The sequence below is a fragment of the Cohnella yongneupensis genome (assembly GCF_042655785.1).
GTDB lineage: Bacteria > Bacillota > Bacilli > Paenibacillales > Paenibacillaceae > Cohnella > Cohnella yongneupensis.
Genome location: NZ_JBHSNC010000052.1, coordinates 104,213 through 123,190, shown reverse-complemented (window position 1 = coordinate 123,190; position 18,978 = coordinate 104,213). Strand labels below are relative to the sequence as shown.

General features: G+C 53.5%; 19 protein-coding genes and 1 tRNA gene. 1 reads left to right on the top strand and 19 read right to left on the bottom strand.

What is annotated here, in order from left to right:
* Nucleotides 1-225: 225 nt before the first annotated feature.
* Nucleotides 226-301, bottom strand: a tRNA-Ala gene (locus ACFPQ4_RS17965).
* 75 nt (nucleotides 302-376) lie between these two features.
* Nucleotides 377-838, bottom strand: coding sequence for a transcriptional regulator NrdR (nrdR, locus tag ACFPQ4_RS17960; RefSeq protein WP_378113259.1), 462 nt, complete (start codon nucleotides 836-838; stop codon nucleotides 377-379).
* Between the two features lie 114 nt (nucleotides 839-952).
* Here nrdR and ACFPQ4_RS17955 point away from each other — a divergent pair, with 114 nt between their 5' ends.
* Nucleotides 953-1,156: a small, acid-soluble spore protein, alpha/beta type gene (locus ACFPQ4_RS17955; RefSeq protein WP_378113258.1), complete on the top strand. Its 204-nt coding sequence runs from the start codon at nucleotides 953-955 to the stop codon at nucleotides 1,154-1,156.
* A 108-nt stretch (nucleotides 1,157-1,264) separates the two neighbouring features.
* Here the strand turns inward: ACFPQ4_RS17955 and ACFPQ4_RS17950 are convergent, their stop codons facing one another.
* The 17 genes from ACFPQ4_RS17950 to ACFPQ4_RS17870 all read right to left on the bottom strand — a co-directional run bounded on the left by ACFPQ4_RS17950 (nucleotide 1,265) and on the right by ACFPQ4_RS17870 (nucleotide 18,779).
* Nucleotides 1,265-1,837, bottom strand: coding sequence for a lytic transglycosylase domain-containing protein (locus ACFPQ4_RS17950; RefSeq protein ID WP_378113257.1), 573 nt, complete (start codon nucleotides 1,835-1,837; stop codon nucleotides 1,265-1,267).
* Entirely contained in the window at nucleotides 1,834-2,430 is a 597-nt protein-coding gene (gene coaE / locus ACFPQ4_RS17945; protein WP_378113256.1) for a dephospho-CoA kinase, read from the bottom strand. Before coaE ends, ACFPQ4_RS17950 begins: the two co-directional genes overlap by 4 nt.
* A 14-nt stretch (nucleotides 2,431-2,444) precedes the next feature.
* Entirely contained in the window at nucleotides 2,445-3,164 is a 720-nt protein-coding gene (locus tag ACFPQ4_RS17940; protein ID WP_378113255.1) for an MntP/YtaF family protein, read from the bottom strand.
* A gap of 112 nt (nucleotides 3,165-3,276) precedes the next feature.
* Nucleotides 3,277-4,194: a DNA-formamidopyrimidine glycosylase gene (gene mutM / locus ACFPQ4_RS17935; RefSeq protein WP_378113254.1), complete on the bottom strand. Its 918-nt coding sequence runs from the start codon at nucleotides 4,192-4,194 to the stop codon at nucleotides 3,277-3,279.
* A gap of 25 nt (nucleotides 4,195-4,219) precedes the next feature.
* Complete coding sequence (gene polA / locus ACFPQ4_RS17930; RefSeq protein WP_378113253.1) at nucleotides 4,220-6,889, bottom strand: DNA polymerase I; 2,670 nt, start codon at nucleotides 6,887-6,889, stop codon at nucleotides 4,220-4,222.
* A gap of 521 nt (nucleotides 6,890-7,410) precedes the next feature.
* Nucleotides 7,411-8,070, bottom strand: a complete 660-nt coding sequence (gene phoU, locus ACFPQ4_RS17925) for a phosphate signaling complex protein PhoU (RefSeq protein ID WP_378113266.1) — start codon at nucleotides 8,068-8,070, stop codon at nucleotides 7,411-7,413.
* A gap of 22 nt (nucleotides 8,071-8,092) precedes the next feature.
* Nucleotides 8,093-8,854: a phosphate ABC transporter ATP-binding protein PstB gene (gene pstB, locus ACFPQ4_RS17920; protein ID WP_378113252.1), complete on the bottom strand. Its 762-nt coding sequence runs from the start codon at nucleotides 8,852-8,854 to the stop codon at nucleotides 8,093-8,095.
* A gap of 28 nt (nucleotides 8,855-8,882) precedes the next feature.
* Nucleotides 8,883-9,641, bottom strand: a complete 759-nt coding sequence (gene pstB / locus ACFPQ4_RS17915) for a phosphate ABC transporter ATP-binding protein PstB (protein ID WP_378113251.1) — start codon at nucleotides 9,639-9,641, stop codon at nucleotides 8,883-8,885.
* Between the two features lie 12 nt (nucleotides 9,642-9,653).
* Nucleotides 9,654-10,541, bottom strand: a complete 888-nt coding sequence (gene pstA / locus ACFPQ4_RS17910; protein WP_378113250.1) for a phosphate ABC transporter permease PstA — start codon at nucleotides 10,539-10,541, stop codon at nucleotides 9,654-9,656.
* Nucleotides 10,538-11,440 (bottom strand): phosphate ABC transporter permease subunit PstC, encoded by a 903-nt coding sequence (gene pstC / locus ACFPQ4_RS17905; RefSeq protein ID WP_378113249.1) that lies wholly within the window; start codon nucleotides 11,438-11,440, stop codon nucleotides 10,538-10,540. Before pstC (ACFPQ4_RS17905) ends, pstA (ACFPQ4_RS17910) begins: the two co-directional genes overlap by 4 nt.
* Before the next feature lie 76 nt (nucleotides 11,441-11,516).
* Nucleotides 11,517-12,419: a phosphate ABC transporter substrate-binding protein gene (locus tag ACFPQ4_RS17900; RefSeq protein ID WP_378113248.1), complete on the bottom strand. Its 903-nt coding sequence runs from the start codon at nucleotides 12,417-12,419 to the stop codon at nucleotides 11,517-11,519.
* Nucleotides 12,420-12,560: 141 nt separating this feature from the next.
* Nucleotides 12,561-13,427, bottom strand: a complete 867-nt coding sequence (pstA, locus tag ACFPQ4_RS17895; protein ID WP_378113247.1) for a phosphate ABC transporter permease PstA — start codon at nucleotides 13,425-13,427, stop codon at nucleotides 12,561-12,563.
* Entirely contained in the window at nucleotides 13,424-14,383 is a 960-nt protein-coding gene (pstC, locus tag ACFPQ4_RS17890) for a phosphate ABC transporter permease subunit PstC (protein ID WP_378113265.1), read from the bottom strand. Before pstC (ACFPQ4_RS17890) ends, pstA (ACFPQ4_RS17895) begins: the two co-directional genes overlap by 4 nt.
* A 96-nt stretch (nucleotides 14,384-14,479) precedes the next feature.
* Nucleotides 14,480-15,334, bottom strand: coding sequence for a phosphate ABC transporter substrate-binding protein (locus ACFPQ4_RS17885; protein WP_378113246.1), 855 nt, complete (start codon nucleotides 15,332-15,334; stop codon nucleotides 14,480-14,482).
* Nucleotides 15,335-15,359: 25 nt separating this feature from the next.
* A complete protein-coding gene (locus ACFPQ4_RS17880; RefSeq protein WP_378113245.1) occupies nucleotides 15,360-16,448 on the bottom strand; it encodes a TolB family protein in 1,089 nt (362 codons plus the stop codon).
* Between the two features lie 211 nt (nucleotides 16,449-16,659).
* Nucleotides 16,660-17,796, bottom strand: coding sequence for a Gfo/Idh/MocA family protein (locus tag ACFPQ4_RS17875; RefSeq protein WP_378113264.1), 1,137 nt, complete (start codon nucleotides 17,794-17,796; stop codon nucleotides 16,660-16,662).
* Between the two features lie 20 nt (nucleotides 17,797-17,816).
* Entirely contained in the window at nucleotides 17,817-18,779 is a 963-nt protein-coding gene (locus ACFPQ4_RS17870) for a sugar phosphate isomerase/epimerase family protein (protein ID WP_378113244.1), read from the bottom strand.
* Nucleotides 18,780-18,978 lie beyond the last annotated feature (199 nt).

Sequence of the window (18,978 nt, the reverse complement as noted above, 5' to 3'; positions counted from 1 at the left end):
AGGCGCTTGCCAGCCCCCATTCCGGACTTTCACCGTAGAGATGACGCCCATGCTGGGCGTACATACTTAGAGGCTTGCGGCACCGATGCCGCAAGCCTCTATTTCGTGTCCGGAGCCGTCATGTGGTCCAAGTCCGAACGGGTCGCGGAACGCTCCAATTTAGTTCGATCAGCTTAAGTTCAAAATGAAAAACGCAACCTTTGCAGGTTGCGTGAATTTACATTTTGGTGGACCCTAGCGGGATCGAACCGCTGACCTCTTCGCTGCCAGCGAAGCGCTCTCCCAGCTGAGCTAAGGGCCCTTAGTGACGACAAAACTGAGTTTAGCACACGCGGGAAGGGGCTGTCAATCGCAAAAAATAGCAATTTTTCGCCCCTCAAATGCCGTGTTTGTTCATTAGACCGTTAAGCTCTTTAAGGAACATATTAATGTCCTTGAATTGACGATATACGGACGCGAAGCGCACGTACGCGACTTCGTCGACGTTGTACAGTCGCTCCATCAACAGTTCGCCGATCGTCCGGCTCTCGACTTCAGGCTGCGCCGTATTACGCACTTCGCGCTCTACGTCGGAGACGATAACTTCAAGCTGGCCGACGGATACGGGACGCTTCTCGCATGCGCGCAACAACCCGCGCAACAGCTTGTCCCTGCTGAACTCCTCGCGGCTGCCATCCTTCTTGATGACCATGAGAGGCGTTTCCTCGATCGTCTCGAACGTCGTGAACCGGCGGCTGCACTTCTCGCACTCCCGACGGCGGCGAATCGACTTATTCTCGTTGGCCGGCCGTGAATCCAACACTTTCGTTCCGCTAAAATCGCAATAAGGACATCTCATAACGCGCGCCAGACTCCTTTGTCCGATTAAAAATTCGATTACCAACCCTTACCTTACATGAACGGACGCTTTAAGCACATAATACGTTTACCAACCGCAAGGAGGTGAACAACAATGGCTAGCAGCAACACATTAGTCGTTCCTCAAGCGACCGGCGCGCTGAACCAACTGAAATACGAAGCTGCCCAAGAACTCGGTATCGTGATTCCGCAGGACGGATACCAAGGTAACATGACGACTAAGGATAACGGATCGATCGGGGGCAGCATTACTCGCCACCTGGTTCAAATCGCCGAACAGCAACTTGCAGGCAAATAATCCGTGACCGGCCGGTAACAAAGAAAGCACTTAATAATAAGGAGGTCTTGAAGCGAATGTATCGCTTCAGGGCTTCCTTTTCCTATTTTACCACGCGATGGCATTGCTTTACAGAGTTTCGTACAAGTTCTGATACTTCTTATAATAATACAGCACCCGCTGCACGTAATGTCTGGTTTCGCCGTACGGAATATCGCTTAATTGATCTTCCGTGCCGTCCCATCGCCCTTCGTCGAGCCATTGCCGCACTTTGCCCGGACCGGCGTTGTAAGCGGCGAGCGTTAACGGCAGGCTGCCTTCGAATTGGCGGTGCAATTCCTTTACATACCAGGCGCCAAGCGTGATCCCCGCATGAACTTCGTTGCCCGCTTGCTTGACCGACAATTGGCCGAAATCGTCCTGCTTCAAAATCCACTCCGCCGTATCCGGCATAATCTGCATAATTCCGACCGCGCCTTTAGGCGACACCGCCGATGGCTTGTAATTCGATTCCACCCGAATAATCGCGGCGATGAGCAGCGGATCCAGATCGTACTTGGCCGCGCTAAGCCTAATCTCTTCCTTGAACGAGATCGGATAGATCCATCGCCCGATCCATTCCGATTGCACGAACAACAACGCAAGCACGATTATTAATATCGGCAACAATACGCGTCTTCGTCGCTTGTCCTTTTTCCTCATCTCAGCCCCCGATCCCGCAGCCAGCGATCGATTTGCTCTTCCAGTTGTGAAGCGTTCCCGCTGTTATCGATGATGATATCCGCGCGGACTTTCTTCTCTTCGATGCTCATTTGCGCATCCAGCCGTCGCTCGGCTTCTTCCTCGCTCAGCCCATCCCGCTTCATCAATCGCCGAAGTTGCTCTTCTCTAGGTATATATACGACCATTATCTGCTCAAAATACGATTCAAGCCGCGATTCGTACAACAAAGGTACATCTACGACGACCAGCTTGTCCGGCGTCCGTGTTTCGTGCATCGCCATCTGCTCTTTCATGACGGAACGAATCTGCGGATGCAAAATCGCTTCCAGCGCTTTACGCTCCGCCTCGTCCGCGAACACGACAGCTCCGAGCTTCTTGCGATCGAGCGTTCCGTCATCCCGCAGCACGGCTTGTCCGAACCGCTCCGCGATGCGCGCCAAAGCAGGTTGCCCAGGTTCGACGATTTCCCGGGCAATTCGATCCAAGTCGATAAGGTTCGCTCCTCGTTCCACGAGGAGTTTCGCCACCGTGCTCTTGCCGGTGGCGATGCCTCCCGTTAATCCGATGTTCATCGTATCTCTTCCTTCTAGAACATTTTGAATATGCCCATCGCGATTAGAATAACTCCCGGGAGCATCGACAACTGGCGAACCCAGCGCCAACCTGACGCCCAGAAGCCGACTCGCGTACCCATCCATAGGAACAATCCGCTGGAAGCGGCGATGAGCACGGCCGTCAGAAACGGCGGAAAGCCGACCAATGCCGCGCCGATGCCCGCGCCGAACGCGTCCAGCGATAACGCAGCGCCGAGCAAGAAAGCTTCACCCGCGCTGATCGTCCCCGATCTGTCTACGTCCGCGACGGACGGCGTGCGAAGAATTTGGATCATGATTCCAAAGATGCGCAGCTCAAGCGTCACTAACGCTTTTCTTTCGAGCGGGGCATCGACCGGCGAAACGGCGGTGTAGTCTACTTCCGGAGCCTTTACGCCGGTATTCTTATCGCTCGGTTGCCTATCCGCGGACTCCGAATCTCCGCCGTAAAGAAACCGACACAGCGCCCAGCAACCGATTCCGATCAGGATGCCCGCGCCGATCATCGAAGCGCCATGCGGCGAAAGCCAGCCGCTCATCGCGACGCCGACCAGCATCGCCAGCATAATAATAAGACCCGAGCATAACGCGATAATGAGAATCGACGACACCGGTATTTTTATTTTGCGAATGCCATACGTGATGCCAACCCCGAATCCGTCAAGACTCACGGCGAACGCGAGCAAAATCATAGAAGCAAGATGTGCCAGCATGCCTTAAGTTCCTCCTGCATGGATGCATTCCCCGACCGTATGAGGGCGGTTCTGTTCATCCTATGCAGCATTGCGGAGGAATGCCCCGCGGCATTGCTTATTTACCGTCTTACTATCGCTTTCCCGTCTTGCCGTCGAGCCGGCGCTTCACCGCGTTGGTACCGGATGCGTCCGAAGATTTGTTGCCTGTCGAGGACTTTCCTCTTAGCTTCTGGCAAGTCGGACAGACGTGCGTGCCCCTGCCTCCGACGACGGACTTCTCGATTAGGCTGCCGCATTGATCGCAAGGCTCGCCGGTTCTTCCGTACGCGCGAAGGCGATGCTGGAACATGCCCATCTCGCCCTGCCCATTCACATAAGACTTAATCGAAGAGCCTCCCGCTTCGACCGCGGCGGAAAGCGTTCGAACGATTGCCGCATGCAGCCGTTCCAGCTCCGCCGGCTTAAGCAAATTCGCTTCCGTCTCCGGATGAACGCCGGCCTCATGCAACGCTTCGTCCACGTAAATGTTACCCAACCCGACGATCACTTCCTGGTTAAGCAACAACGGCTTGATCTTCGTCGACCGCTTGCCGAGCGCCCGCTTGAACGCTTCTAACGTAAACGCTTCGTCCAGCGGCTCTATTCCGAGCTTATTCAGCGGGGCGGACGCTAATTCATCCCCTGCCCTGAACAAGTGCATCGTTCCGAATTGCCGTACGTCTTTATATCGTAGCTCTGTTCCGTCTGTAAAATGAAAAATAACGTGCGTATGCGGTTCGAGCGGTTCCTCTTGCTTGTATAACCCGTACCGTCCTTCCATCCTAAGATGGGAGACGAGCACGAGTCCGTCGAGCAGTAGCCGCAGAAATTTCCCGCGGCGCTCGACGGAACGGAACGTTCTGCCAGCGAGCTGGACTTCGAACAGATCCGGATCGGCCGGCCGTTGAATGATGCGCGGCAGCTTCACGCTTACGCGGTCGATCTCTTTGCCTGCGATCAATTCGTTTAACGTCCGACATACCGTCTCGACCTCCGGCAATTCCGGCATCGCTTCGTCCACCTTTCTCTCGTTGTTATTTCGCTTCGTACCAGTTGGCGCCGACGCTGACGTCCGCGACGAGCGGCACGTCGAGCTGCAGAGCGGACGCCATGACATCCGGCACGAGCTTCTCCATGACGGCAAGCTCTTCCTCCGGTACCTCGAACACGAGCTCATCGTGTACCTGCAGCAGCATGCGGCTCTTCAAGCCGCGATCGCGAATCGCTTCGTTCATCCGAAGCATGGCCAGCTTGATAATGTCGGCCGCCGTGCCTTGAATCGGGGTATTCATCGCGGTCCGTTCCGCGAACGAACGCAGGTTGAAGTTGGACGCTTTAATTTCCGCCAAGTAGCGTCGGCGCCCTTGCAGCGTCGTCACGTAACCGTCTTGTCTAGCTTGCTCGACGACCGTTTCCATATAACGCTTTACGCCAGGGAACGCCTGAAAATATTGCTCGATAAACTCGGCGGCTTCTCTCCGCGTAATGTTCAAGTTTTGCGACAAGCCGTAATCGCTGATTCCGTATACGATGCCGAAGTTGACCGCCTTTGCTTGGCGGCGCATATTCGAATCGACTTGGTCGGCCGTTACGCGGAACACGTCCATCGCCGTCTTCGTATGAACGTCGAGCCCCTTCACGAACGCTTCCTTCAGTCCGTCGTCGCCCGAAATATGCGCAAGCACGCGCAGCTCGATTTGCGAATAGTCGGCGGCGAGAATGCGCCAGCCCGGCTCGGACGGCACGAACGCTTTGCGGATTTGCCGGCCTTCCTCCATGCGGATCGGAATGTTTTGCAAGTTCGGGTACTGGCTGGACAGCCTTCCCGTCGCCGCGATCGTCTGCCTGTAGTACGTATGGATTTTGCCCGATTCGGGACGAATTTCTTTCAATAACCCTTCGATGTACGTCGATTGCAGCTTCGTAAGCTGGCGGTATTGTAAAATCTGGCGCACGATCTCGTGGTACGGCTCCAGCTTCTCGAGCACTTCCGCATCGGTCGAATACCCGGTCTTCGTTTTCTTGATGACCGGCAAGCCGAGCTTCTCGAACAGCACCTCGCCGAGCTGCTTAGGCGAGCCGATGTTGAATTCGAACCCGGCCAGCCTGTGGATCGTCGTCATCATCTCTTCGATGCGGCGCTCGAATTGCGAGCCTAGATCCTGAAGCGCCGAAGCTTGCACGCTGACGCCTTGCTTTTCCATGCCCGCGAGCACGATCGAAAGCGGCTGCTCCAACTCATAGAACAGATGGTGCATGCCCAGCTCTTCAAGCTTCTCCGACTGCGACGGCTTCAAGCGGCGAATGGCGTCCGCCTTGGCGGCGATATGTTCGGCGAGCTTGTTCGCATCGGGCACTTGGAACTTCGCGCCTTTGCCGAACACCGACTCGTCCGAAGAAATCGACGATAAGCCCATCTTCACAAGCAAACCGTTCAGCGACAAATCCGTATCCGTCGGATCGAGCACGTAGGCGGCCATCTGCGCGTCGAAAGCTTGTCCTTCGAAAGCTATGCCCGACCAAGCGAGCACGAGCTTCGTCCGATGAAAATCGTAGCCGGTCTTAGGTGCTTCCGGATTGCCGAGCCATGCAATGAACGGCTTTGCGTCATCCGATTTGAGCAGCGCGTACGGCAACGTATACACCTGATCGCCCGCTACTACCGCGACGCCCACGCCTTCGCTTTGATGCGGGTTCTCGCCTACCGCTTCCACATAGATCGACTCCGCGCGAGGCAAAGCGTCGTTCAACCCGCTCCAGCCCTCAACGTCCACGCGCACGACCTCGAACGCCGCCGCCTGTTCCACGTCTTCCGCGTCTGTCACTTCCGCGCCGCCGAGATCAAGCCGCTCGACGAGCGACTTGAACTCCAGCTTGCGAAGCGCGGTACCGAGCGTCGCGGAATCGTATCCCTTATACGTTACGTCGTCAACCGTATGCGCGAGCGGCACCTCGCGGAAAATCGTCGCCAGTTGCTTGCTCATCCGCGCGCTGTCGCTATGCTCCACGATCTTCTCGCCGAGCTTGCCTTTGATCTCGCCGACGTGCGAGAGTACGTTCTCGACCGTGCCATATTCGTGCAGCAGCTTAAGCGCCGTCTTCTCGCCGACGCCGGGAATGCCGGGAATATTATCGCTCGTATCGCCCATAAGCCCCTTCAGATCGATGATCTGCGTGGGCGTTAATCCGTATCTTTCGCCGATTGCCGTCGGGCTGTAACGCTCGACTTCGGTTACCCCTTTGCGGGTAAGTAGCACGGTTACGCGGTCGCTAGCCAGCTGCAGCAAGTCTTTGTCGCCAGACACGACGACGACGTCGCGACCTTGCGCCTCGGCTTGCAGCGACAGCGTACCGATAATATCGTCCGCCTCGTAGCCCGCCAGTTCGAATTGCTCGATGGAGAATGCCTTCAGCAGCTCCTTGAGCACCGGAAATTGCTCCTTGAGCTCGGGCGGCGTTTTCTCGCGTCCGCCTTTATAATCCGCGTAGCCCTCGTGCCGAAACGTCACTTTGCCCGCATCGAACGCCACGAGCACGTGCGTCGGCTGCTCCTCTTCAAGCACTTTGAGCAGCATAGTCGTAAACCCGAATATCGCGTTCGTCTGCAGGCCGCTGCTGTTCGTTAACGGAGGAAGCGCGAAAAACGCGCGAAATACGATGCTGTTGCCGTCGATCAATACCAACTTGTCCGCTTTGTTACTCATGACCTAACGTCCACCTCGCCGACTCGACTGATAACCTTCATATACAGCCATTTTACCATAGTGCGGCAGGGGTCGCACGGTTCTGTCCGCCATAAGCAAAACCGGCTCACCCAATGGGCAAACCGGTCGCTGTTTCCATTATAGGATGCTCGCTTGGACGAGGCATCGAACGTCCCGAAGAGATGCGCCTACTGCGCGCGATGGGCTTCGATTTCGGGCAAGGCTATTGGATCGCGTTCTTCCGCTTCGCGAAGAAGATGAACATTCGGACGGTAGCCGAAGGCGGAGCATGTGCTTTTTCATTACGTCCTTGTCCGCGTTTTCTCGAGCCTGCTAATCCAATCGGTAAAATCCCGGTACAACGATCCGTTAGGCTTGTCCATCGCGATCGGCTCCTGAATATCCATATGCAATCAACCTATCACTCAGAGATTAATTCTAATGGCATATTTAGTTAACGGGATGTTAAAAGAGCCCATCCATGTGCGGATAGACTCTTTTTTATCGTCAAAATGCGACTTTTATTGATTCAAATCCGGGCGTTTGCCCGTTACGAGATAGACGACGCTCTCGCTAATATTCGTCGCGTGGTCCGCGATCCGTTCAATGTACCGTCCGACGAAGCTGAGCAGCATCGCTTGGCTGACCGTCTTGGAATTATCGACCATAAGTGAGAACAGATCTCGAAGGATCTGAGAGTACAATGCATCGACTTGGTCATCATCCTTCGCGCTCTTATACGCGAGATCTACGTTCTCATCCAAGTACGATTGAACGGACTCTTGAATCATCACGCTCACCATTTCGGACATTCGAGGTAGATCGATCAGCGGCTTTATAAGCGCCTGACCTTCCAGGCGAAGCACGGCTTTGGCGATATCTACGGATAAGTCGCCCATCCGCTCCAAATCGGAGGAGATTTTGAACGCGATCAATATCCGGCGCAAATCTTTGGCAACCGGTTGCTGCGTCGCGATCAGCTTGGCGCCGATCTCGCTGATTATCTCTTCCATATGGTTCAGCTCGGGATCTTCCTTTACGATCCTTTGCGCCGTTTTGATATCGCCGTTCTTAAGAGCTTCCATCGATTCCGTCAGAGCTTTATCAACTCTAGCGCCCATCTGCGCTAGGATGTGTTGCATTTCTTCCAGCCCGAGATCGAACTCTTTACGTTTAACCATCATCTTCTCGTCCCCCCCGGTTTCAGCCGAACCGTCCGCTAATGTAATCTTCCGTGCGCTGGTCTGTCGGATTGGAGAATAGCTTCTCCGTCTCCGCGTATTCGACGACTTCTCCGTTCAGGAAAAAGACGGTCTGCTGCGATACGCGCGCCGCTTGGTGCATGTTATGCGTGACCATGACGATCGTGTAGCGATCTTTCAATTCTTGCGCCAGCTCCTCGATTTTGAGCGTGGAGATCGGGTCGAGCGCCGAAGTCGCTTCGTCCATGAGCAGAATGTCCGGTTCGACCGCAAGCGCGCGGGCGATGCAAAGACGCTGCTGCTGTCCTCCGGAGAGGCTAAGCGCGGAACGCTTCAAATGGTCTTTCACTTCCGCCCACAACGCCGCGGAGCGAAGGCTCGTTTCGACGATTTCGTCGAGCTTTTTGCGGTCCGTGATGCCATGCAGGCGCGGGCCGTAAGCGACATTGTCGTAGATCGATTTCGGGAAAGGATTAGGTTGCTGGAACACCATGCCGACTTTTTTGCGAAGCGTCTCTACGTCTATCTCGCCTCCGTAAATGTCGGTGCCGGCAATCGCGACAGTCCCTTCGATGCGCGTGTCGGCGATCATGTCGTTCATCCGGTTGAGCGTGCGAAGCAAAGTGGACTTCCCGCAACCGGACGGTCCGATAAACGCGGTGATCGCCTTTTCCGGAATATCCATGGATACGTTTTTCAGGGCATGGAAATCGCCGTAGTACAGGTTAAGATCGTTGATGTCGATGATTGCGTTGGCACTCATGGTCCTATCCCCTTATTCGAAAGGTTTGTTATCCGAAACGACCCGAAATATAGTCGCTCGTTTCCGCTTTTTGTGGATCCGTGAACATTTTGTCCGTCGAATCGTACTCTACGACTTGCCCGTGCAGGAAAAATGCCGTTTTTTCCGATACCCTTGCCGCTTGATACATGTTGTGCGTAACGATGACGATGCAAAACTCTTGCTTCAGCTCGGAGATAAGCTCTTCGACTTTCGCCGTCGATACGGGATCGAGCGCGGATGCCGGTTCGTCCATAAGAATGATGTCCGGCTTGACCGCGATAGAACGCGCAATGCAAAGCCTTTGCTGCTGTCCGCCGGACAACGCTAGCGCGGATTTGTGCAGGCGATCCTTCGTCTCTTCCCAAAGCGCGGCTTTGGTCAGAGATTGTTCGACGATTTCGTCGAGCTGCTTTTTGTTCTTGATGCCATGGTAACGAGGTCCGAAAGCGATGTTCTCGTAGATCGATTTATGAAAAGGATTCGGACGCTGCCAGACCATGCCGATTTTTTGGCGCAGCGCGACGACGTCGGTACTCCGAGAGTTGATGTCCCGGTCGCGAATCCAAATTTCTCCCGTTACTTTGCAATTCGGAATGAGGTCGTTCATGCGGTTCAAGCTGCGCAAAAATGTCGATTTTCCGCATCCCGACGGTCCGATCAGCGCCGTGACTCCCTTGGCCGCGAAATCGAGCGAGACGTTCTTGACCGCCCTATGTTCTCCGTAATATACGCTTAAGTCTTTGGCGGACAGCGCGATTTCTCCCATAAGAGTCCCTCCTTATTTCGTGGCAGTGAATTTGCGGTGCAAGTAACGGCCGAGCATTCTAGCGCCCAGGTTAAAGGCGAGAACCAAGATGACGAGAACGGCGGAAGCTCCCGCGGCGATTTCCGGCGTGTCGGGGGCAATCCCTTCGGAATTGACTTTCCATATATGGACGGCGAGCGTCTCGGCCGGGCGGAACGGATTGAGCGGGGACACCGCGTCGAGCGGGTTCCAGTTCGTGAAATCCAATCTCGGGCTGCTCATGCCGGCCGTGAACATTAGAGCGGCCGCTTCGCCGAAGATGCGTCCCGCGGCAAGAATGGAACCGGTCAATATAACGGGAAGAGCGACGGGCAGCATGACGGAGCGGATCGTTTTCCACTTCGATATGCCGAGAGCGAGACTAGCTTCCTTTTGCTGAATGGGAACGCCTTTCAGACCTTGCTCCGTGATGCGCACCATAAGGGGCAAGTTAAACACGGTTAGCGCGAGCGCACCCGAGAAAAGCGAGAAGCCGAAGCCGAATAGGTTAACGAACACGAGCAAGCCGAACAGTCCGACGATGATCGATGGGAAGGACGACAGCACTTCGACGACGAGGCGAACGAAGGCGGTAATGTTGTTCGGCTTGGCGTATTCGCTCATGTAAATCCCCGCTCCGATGCCGACCGGAATCGTGATGATCATCGTAAGCACGAGCAGGAACAAGGAATTGAACAGCTGCGGTCCGATGCCTCCGCCTTCGCGGATCGTTTGGGGCGCCGACGTAAGGAAATGCCAGCTGATATGACTTACGCCTCGAACAAGGATGTAGCCGAGCAAGCTCGCCAGAAGAAGGACGATGAACGCCACGACGCCGATGATGACGCCGGTCGCGATTTTATCGACGGTTTTGGCTTTCACAGTTTCGATCTCCTTTCCAGCATGCGGATGATGAACACGAATAGGAACGTCATCATCATCAAAATAAGCCCAAGCGACCATAGCGCGTTATTGTGCACGGACCCCATCGCCGTGTTGCCCATGCTTAGCGTGATGGCGCTCGTCAGCGTGGATGTCGATTCGAACAAGGAATGCGGAATGTGCGGCGCGTTGCCGATGACCATTTGCACGGCCAACGCCTCGCCGAACGCTCTCGCGATGCCGAGCACGATGCCCGTCATTTGCGCGGGCAGCGTCGTCGGAAGCACGATGCGGTATATGGTTTGAAAACGGGTGGAGCCTAGCGCGTAGGAACCTTCTTTGAGTCCCGATGGCAATGCGGCCAGCGCATCCGTTGCGATTGTCGTAATTGTAGGTAGGATCATGACGGAAAGCACCAATGCGCCTGCCGCGATCCCAATCCCTTGACCTGGGAATACATCGCGGAAAAAGGGAACAATAACGCTGAGTCCGACGAATCCGTACACGACGGATGGAATGCCGGCGAGCAGCTCGATAACCGGCTGCAAATATTTGCGACCGAATTTGGGAGAAATTTCGACCATGAACACGGCCGCGCAAAAACCGAGCGGAGCGGCAATGAGCGCCGCGAGTATAGAAGTACTGAAGGAACCGAAAATGAATGGTAAAGCGCCGTACAGTGGGATATCGGCTTCCGGACTCCATTTCAAGCCGGTGAGCAAATCGCCGATCTTAACGTCGTTTACGAAAAAGGTGCTAAGTCCTTTTGAAGCGACGAAGTAAACCATCGAGAAGATCGTGATGACGAGGAACAAAATGCAAACGAAGGTGTAAACCTTCCCGACCCATTCCTCCGCAAGATGCGGCTTCGCTTCTTGTCGTTCATAAGACTTAGCCATAACTCTCTCCCTTTACGCAGTCAGTCAAGAGGCGATAGCCCGCCTCTTGACTGGACCAAAAATATTTTCAGGATGCTTACTTCGTTACGTTACCCGTTGCATCGCGTTTAACTTGCATTTTGCCGGTTGGGATGTAACCGAGTTCTACGACGTCGCCGTTTTGAACTTCATCGCTGAGCATGTAGTCGAGGAAAGCTTTCAGAGCGCCTGTAGGCTCGCCTTTCGTGTACATGTGCTCGTATGCCCAGATCGGATATGTGCCCGTTGCTACGTTGTCGACCGTTGCATCTACGCCTTCGTATTTCACTGCTTTAACCGTGTCGTCCAGGTAGGACAGCGCCAAGTAACCGATCGCTCCAGGCGTTTCGCTAATGAGCTTTTTAACCGTGCCGGAGGAATCTTCTTGGATGGAGCCTTGAAGGTCTTCGGTTTTTTGTCCAAGCGCGAACTTCTCGAACGTTGCGCGGGTACCGGAGCTGGCAGGGCGATTGATGATCTGAATTTTCGCATCGTCGCCGCCTACGTCTTTCCAGTTCGTTACTTTGCCGGTGAAGATGTCGACGAGTTGTTGTTTCGTCAAGTTGTCTACTTTAACGTCCGGGTTAACGACCGCTGACATAGCTACGACAGCAACTTGGTGATCGACCAATTCAGCGGCTTTCGCTGCGTCGAGCTTCTCTTCCGCGAATGGATCGGAGTTGCCGATGTCCGCTTGGCCTTCGGATACTTGCGTCAAGCCCGTGCCGCTACCGCCGCCTTGAACTTGAATCGATACGCCGGAGTTATTATCCATGAACTTTTGCGACACTTGTTCGACTAGCTTTTGAATAGCGGTGGAACCGGAAGCTAGGAACGATCCGGACAAATCTCCGCCTGCATTGCTTGCGCCGTTGTTAGCGGCATTGTTATTATTTTTACCGCAAGCGGCAAGAGCCAACGTCAACGACAGAGCCAACATCAAAACCAGTAGTTTTTTCATTCTAGTAGGTTCCCCTTCCAAACTCTTTTTATATTTGCTTACGAGATTCATTGTATAAGTCCTGCGTTAAAATAAACGCCGAGTTTTGTTAACGCAGTGTAAATTCCGGACTTTTCGACAAGCCATTGTTTCCCAGTTAGATTACCCTCTGCTTCGATTTCTGATCCATAAAGGAACCCGGAACAGAACATTTATCATAAGAACGGTGAATAGAAGAACAGCGGCTGCCTTGTCGGAAATCTCGACCGCATCGGGTACGATCGCTTCGGACTGGACGTACCAGAGATGAACAGCCAGCGTCTCTCCGGGCGACAACAGATTGAAATCCCACATGGCGCCGGAAGTCGTTACGCCCGCCGTAAGGATAATAACGGCGCTCTCGCCGAAAGCTCTGCCGGCGGTAAGGCAAATGCCCGTGATGATCCCGTTACTCGCGACCGGAATCAGAACCCGGCGGATAGTTTGTAAATGCGTCGCGCCGAGAGCGAACGAGGCGCTTTTCATTTCCTTCGGCACGGCGCGGATCGCTTCTTCCGTTACGCGCGTCAGTACGGGAAGATTAAGGAACGCCAAGCTGATCGCACCGCCAATAATGGTAAGACCGATTTGGAACATCTCCACGAAGATCGCGATCCCGAATAACCCGAAGATGATCGAAGGTACCGAAGCCAGTCCTTCCACGCACACGCGGACCAAAGCGATGAGCTTATTTTTCGGCGCGAACTCCGCTAAGTAAATCCCGGCGGCCATACCAAGCGGTATTGCAATGACCAAGGAAATGAACAGCATGTAGAAGGAATTGAATAGTGCCGGTCCGATTCCCCCTCCTTCTTCGATCTCGCTTGGCAAGCCGAAGATGAAGTCCCATGTCAGGTTGGGCAAACCCTTCCGTAAAATCATGAACAGCAATCCTAATATGAAAAAGACGACTATGCTGGAGATGATCCAGACGGTTACGGTAAAAATGCGATTATTTACGCGGTTGATCGTTCTGCTTGCGCTACTCATTCATGTGCCCCTTTCCGCTGAAACAAACGCACGACGATGATCATAATTAGCGAGATTAGAAGCAGCAAGAAGCCCATCATGTAGAGCGCGTAGTTCCAAGTTGAATCGAACGGAACGTTGGCGATTTGCATGACGATATTGCTGGTCAATACCGAAGTCGGCTTAAACAGCGCGTCCGCCAATTGCGGCGTATTGCCTATGACCATAACGACAGCCATCGTCTCGCCAATCGCTCTTGCCATCCCCAAGATGACCGCATACATTATGCCGCTGCGGGCAGCCGGGATTATGACTTTGAAGATCGTTTGAAAACGGGTTGCTCCAAGCGCATATGAGGCGTTGCGATATTTTTCGGGTACGGCGGTGATTGCATCATCGCTAATTCTTGCGATCGTAGGGAGAATCATAATGGACAAGACGATTGCGGCAGCTAGTATGCCATCCGTCATATCTCGGCCCGTCATATCGCGCATTAGCGGCAGCAATATCGTTAACCCGAGGAAGCCGTACACGACTGACGGAATGCCGACAAGCATGTCTAACACCGGACGCAATAGGCCGCGCAGCCATTTCGGCGCCATCTCGGCTAAAAATACGGCAACTAAAATGGAAATCGGTACTGAAATTAAAAGAGTAAGCGCGGTCAGCGCGAATGTTCCGAAAATGAATAGGAATGCACCGTAGGTTTCCGTCTCCGGCGACCAGTTCGATGAGAAGAAAAACTCGATCGGCGAAACATAACGAAAAGTCATAATCCCGGTTTGGAACATGAAATACAAAATCGAGAACAAGATAAGACATACGAAAGCCGCGCTAGATATGCAAATGATTTTGAAGGTCCGATTATAAAACAGCAATCTGTTTTTCCGGTCGAATCGCCGGCCCGAGCCCGCTTTGATGCTGGTCCCAAGGTCGCGCGGCTTAATAGCCAAATGTTCCGCCATCGTTTCTTGCATCACGATCATCGCTCCCCATGAATCAACCAGCATCGCGTATGCGATGCTGGTTGCATCCGAATTAGTTCTAAGTTAGTTGGAATACGAGTTGCATGCTTATTTTATTGCGGAAAGCGGAATGAACTTAAGTTTTTTCAACGAACCGTTTTGGAATTTCGTGCTACGGATGTAGTCGATGAAAGCTTTAGTTGCACCGGTAGGTTGACCCTTCGTCATGAAGTAGCCATAGTTCCATACTTTGTAAGTTCCGTTAATTACGTTAGCTTCCGTAGGTGAAACGTTGTTCAGCTTCAAAGCTTTCATTTTGCTGCCTGCTACGTATACGAGGTCGATGTATCCGATGGAGTTCGGCGTCGTTTCGATATTCGTTTTCATATCGCCGCTTTTCGCAGCTGTTTTCGTGTTATTGCCTTTATCCATCAAAGTGCCGCCCTCAAGCGCCTTTTGTTGGAAGTTTACGCGAGTACCGGAGCCGAATGGACGGTTTACAACGATGATCGTAGCATCGTCTCCGCCAACGTCTTTCCAGTTCGTAATTTTACCGGAGAAGATGTCTTTCAATTGTTGCGTGCTTAGGTTGTCGACTTTCACTCCGCTGTTCACGACAGCCGCGAATGGAATGACGGCAACTTTCGAAGCGACTTGACCTTCGAATTTCTTGAAGCCCGGAACGTCAGTGGAAGCATCCCAGTCGCAAGCTCCGATGTCAGCGATCCCTTTGCGTACCGCTTGAGGTCCCGTTACCGAACCCGCGGCGGAAGCCGAGATCTTAACTTTTGGATTCAGCTTCTTGAATTCGTTAGCTGCTTGCAAAGTCAATGGAAGAAGCGCGGAGGAACCATTGATTACGATCTTGCCGCTCAGGGTGCTTGCTGCGCTTGCAGGTGCTACTGCCGTAGTGATAAGTGCAATCGCCATTGCGGCGACGGATAACGATTTAATAAATTTCATTGAATTTTTCTCCTCTCAGTTTGAATTACAGGGAAGTTTGTTTCCACTCGCTACCGTTAGCGACATACACGTGGCCGTCGTTAACGATTGCAACCGAACCGTCTTTTACTTCGATATCCGTTACGGTATCGGCTACGGTGTACAGTTGTTTAGCTACGCCCGCAGCATCGACTTCGTAGATGAATTGATTTGCGCCGTCGCCAGCCGTCAGCAAGTACCATTTGCCGCCGGACATCACAGCTTCGAATACGTCTTTTTGATTGAACAACGTTTTAACCGTTTTGTCTTTAGCGACTGAAATCAGAGCGGAATTAGTAGTTGCATCGCTTCCTACGCTTACATAGTAGCTGCTGCTTGCGTCAGCGGAAGCTTCGATGTACATTTTGTCGTCTTTGGAAGTCGACAGTTGAACCGGTTTCTTAGTAGAACTGGACGAATCGTATTGATAGATATTCGTTACTTCAGTAGAAGCATCGATGGCAAGACCGTCATCTTTCAATTCAGTGCCTTCGACCGCGCCTGGATCCGTAACTTTCGGTTGGAGGGCAACCGTATAAGTAAACGTTTTACCGTCGTCGGACACGCTTAGGTTTGCTTTGTAATCGACTTTATCATCAAGTACTTTGGTGATCGAACCGTCTCTGATATCCATCTTGGCGATTACGCTGCCTTTATCGCCTTGCAGGAAGTAGATGAACTTGCCGTCCGAAGACCAGACCAGTTCGGGCTTGATCGAAATATCGTTGCTGATTTTGAAGGAGATGCGGCCATTCAAGTCGACGACGAACGTTTCGCCCGCTGCATTCGTGTAAGCGGCTTTCTTGCCGCCTGGAGCTACGACGATATCCGACGCGCTCGCATTGAGTCTCAGCGGCTTGTATTGACCCGTTTGGGAGTCCACTATATAGTCTTGTCTGCCGTCATCTGTAAGCTGCGTTGCGATAAGATGCGATGCATCCGCCCATTGCACATGATCCACGCTGCTGAGCAATTCTGGGGTTGTGCTTACAGCTGTTGCCGTTGCGGTTGCCTCTGCTGCGGATACCGCGCTAACGGACGTTGCAAGTGCGGCTACAGCGACGATGGATACGATTGACGCTTTTTTTAAGAACATCGACTAGGATCACCCTTCTGATAGTGGTAGATTTTTCTTGCTAGAATTGAGTATATCTGCCTAGTGTAAATTCTCTGTCAACACCAAACGCGTTGTTTGTTAAATCTCGGCAGGCGCATAATTCTGGGTGATTAACGTTTTGAAACGCAAAAAAGCCTGCTCCTCGCCTAGTAAGGCAGAAGGAGCAGACTTTAAGGGAATAAGTTATGGATTACACTTCGTCGACGTTAACCCAAGCGCCGCGCTCGATCGACAGATCGACCGCTTCGAGCACCTCTTGGCATTTCACGCCATCGTAGAAAGTCGGCGTGAAAGGAGAGTTAGTCGTCATATGCTGTACGAACTCGTATACGATATGCACGAATGCATGCTCGTAACCGATAATGTGACCGGTCGGCCACCAGTTGCCCGCGTACTTGTGGGAAGGCTCGGTCACCATAATGCGTCGGAAGCCCGCCAAGTTCGGCTCGTCCTCGCGGAAGTATACTTCGAGCTCGTTCAGCTTCTCGAGGTCCCAACGGATAGATCCTTTGCTGCCGTGAATCTCGAACGTGTTATGGTTTTTGCGTCCGGCTGCGAAGCGGGAAGCGACGAATACGCCCATTGCGCCGTTTTTGAAGTCGGCCAGGAAGCCGGTTGCGTCGTCAACGGTGACTTCGCCTTTCTCCGTAGCCGAACCCGATCCGGACAACCCGGCGGAACCGGTCAAGAGCGGACGCTCTTTCACGAACGTGCGGCTGTGGCCGACGACGCGATCGAATTCGCCGATCAGAAACCGAGCGAGGTCGATGCTGTGCGCATTGATGTCTCCATGCGCGCCGGAGCCCGCAACTTCCTTCTTCAGGCGCCATGCGAGCGGCGTGTTCGGATCGACGAGCCAGTCTTGCAAGTACGTTGCGCGATAGTGATGGATTTCGCCGAGGCGGCCTTCATCGATAATTTGCTTCGCAAGCTGTACGGCAGGCAGGAACCGATAGTTGAAGCAGATCGCGTGCTTTACGCCCGCTTTTTCCGCGGCTTCAAGCATTTCGCGTCCGTCCGCGAGGTTCAGTGCAAGCGGCTTCTCGCAAAATACGTGCTTGCCTGCGGCGATCGCCGCAAGCGTAATTTCCTTGTGCGCGTCGCTCGGCGCGTTGATGTCGACGAAGTCGATATCGTCGCGAGCGACCATTTTGCGCCAATCGGTCTCGTACGTTTCCCATCCGAACTTCTCGGCTGCGTCTTTGACGCCTTGCTCGTCGCGTCCGCAGATCGCCTTCATGACGACGTCAGCTTCCGTATCGAAGAACATTCCTACGTCTTTGTAAGCATGGCTATGGGCTTTACCCATGAATTTGTAACCGACCATGCCGACGTTAATTTTTTTCTTTACGCCCACCACATCTCACCCGCGCTTTCTTGGAGAATAAGAGAGTTCAGGAAGCTGGCGGCTTTGTTGAAGCCTTCGTTCACGCTCATGATGCCGTCCTCGTGTTCGATGCTAATCGTGCCGTCGTAGCCGACGACGCGCAGGATGCTGACGAGGTCTTTCCAGAACTCGTCGTCGTGACCGTAACCGACCGTGCGGAACACGAAGGAACGGTTCAGAATGTTGCCGTAATGCTTCGTATCGAGTACGCCGTTAAGGGCTACGTTGCGCTTGTCGATCTTCGTATCCTTGGCATGTACGTGGTAAATGGAGCTGCCGAGCGCCTTGACGCACTCGATCGGATCCATGCCCTGCCAGAACAAGTGGGACGGATCGAAGTTGACGCCGATGTTGTCGCCCGCTTCGTTGCGAAGACGAAGCGCCGTCTCGGTATTGTACACGAGGAAGCCAGGGTGCGCTTCGATCGCGACTCTGACGCCATGCTCTCGGCAGAACGCGGATTGTGCTTTCCAGTACGGAATAGCGATCTCGTTCCATTGCCATTCGAGGATCGTCAGGAAATCGTCCGGCCATGGGCAAGTTACCCAGTTCGGATATTTGGAGTTCTCGGAGTCGCCCGGGCAGCCGGAGAACGTGATGACCGTATCGACGCCGAGTTTGCCGGCAAGCTTGACCGTCGCGACGAAGTCGTTGTGATGCGCGTCCGCGATCTCCTTGTTCGGATGCAGCGGGTTGCCATGGCAGCTTAACGCGCTGATCGTCAATCCGCGGCTATCTACCGCGTCGCGAATGCGCTTAATGGCCGCTTCGTCGTTCACGATGTTTTGTGCGTTAACATGAGCGGTTCCCGGATATGCACCGGTTCCGATCTCCACAGATTGGAGACCAGCTGCCTTCGCGGTATCCAGTGCTTGTTCGAACGATTGTTCGCCGAACAAAACGATAAATACGCCAGCTTTCATTATTTTCCACCGAACCTTTCATCCCATAGTCATCGCTTCACGCACGATATGTACGCGTGTTCATTCAAAACCTATCTCTAGTTTACATGAAACGGGTTACCGATTTCTACCCCTCGCGATGAAAAAGAAGGCAGACCGCTTTACGGCGGCCCGCCTCGCTCTTTCCGCAACCGGCGATATCAGTGTACACGGAACCATC

What these genes read in the sequence shown, in the direction of transcription:
- nrdR (WP_378113259.1), bottom strand. Translation starts at nt 838, where the DNA reads ATGAGATGTCCTTATTGCGATTTTAGCGGAACGAAAGTGTTGGATTCA.
- ACFPQ4_RS17955 (WP_378113258.1), top strand. Translation starts at nt 953, where the DNA reads ATGGCTAGCAGCAACACATTAGTCGTTCCTCAAGCGACCGGCGCGCTG.
- ACFPQ4_RS17950 (WP_378113257.1), bottom strand. Translation starts at nt 1,837, where the DNA reads ATGAGGAAAAAGGACAAGCGACGAAGACGCGTATTGTTGCCGATATTA.
- coaE (WP_378113256.1), bottom strand. Translation starts at nt 2,430, where the DNA reads ATGAACATCGGATTAACGGGAGGCATCGCCACCGGCAAGAGCACGGTG.
- ACFPQ4_RS17940 (WP_378113255.1), bottom strand. Translation starts at nt 3,164, where the DNA reads ATGCTGGCACATCTTGCTTCTATGATTTTGCTCGCGTTCGCCGTGAGT.
- mutM (WP_378113254.1), bottom strand. Translation starts at nt 4,194, where the DNA reads ATGCCGGAATTGCCGGAGGTCGAGACGGTATGTCGGACGTTAAACGAA.
- polA (WP_378113253.1), bottom strand. Translation starts at nt 6,889, where the DNA reads ATGAGTAACAAAGCGGACAAGTTGGTATTGATCGACGGCAACAGCATC.
- phoU (WP_378113266.1), bottom strand. Translation starts at nt 8,070, where the DNA reads ATGGTTAAACGTAAAGAGTTCGATCTCGGGCTGGAAGAAATGCAACAC.
- pstB (WP_378113252.1), bottom strand. Translation starts at nt 8,854, where the DNA reads ATGAGTGCCAACGCAATCATCGACATCAACGATCTTAACCTGTACTAC.
- pstB (WP_378113251.1), bottom strand. Translation starts at nt 9,641, where the DNA reads ATGGGAGAAATCGCGCTGTCCGCCAAAGACTTAAGCGTATATTACGGA.
- pstC (WP_378113249.1), bottom strand. Translation starts at nt 11,440, where the DNA reads ATGGCTAAGTCTTATGAACGACAAGAAGCGAAGCCGCATCTTGCGGAG.
- ACFPQ4_RS17900 (WP_378113248.1), bottom strand. Translation starts at nt 12,419, where the DNA reads ATGAAAAAACTACTGGTTTTGATGTTGGCTCTGTCGTTGACGTTGGCT.
- pstA (WP_378113247.1), bottom strand. Translation starts at nt 13,427, where the DNA reads ATGAGTAGCGCAAGCAGAACGATCAACCGCGTAAATAATCGCATTTTT.
- pstC (WP_378113265.1), bottom strand. Translation starts at nt 14,383, where the DNA reads ATGCAAGAAACGATGGCGGAACATTTGGCTATTAAGCCGCGCGACCTT.
- ACFPQ4_RS17885 (WP_378113246.1), bottom strand. Translation starts at nt 15,334, where the DNA reads ATGAAATTTATTAAATCGTTATCCGTCGCCGCAATGGCGATTGCACTT.
- ACFPQ4_RS17880 (WP_378113245.1), bottom strand. Translation starts at nt 16,448, where the DNA reads ATGTTCTTAAAAAAAGCGTCAATCGTATCCATCGTCGCTGTAGCCGCA.
- ACFPQ4_RS17875 (WP_378113264.1), bottom strand. Translation starts at nt 17,796, where the DNA reads ATGGTCGGTTACAAATTCATGGGTAAAGCCCATAGCCATGCTTACAAA.
- ACFPQ4_RS17870 (WP_378113244.1), bottom strand. Translation starts at nt 18,779, where the DNA reads ATGAAAGCTGGCGTATTTATCGTTTTGTTCGGCGAACAATCGTTCGAA.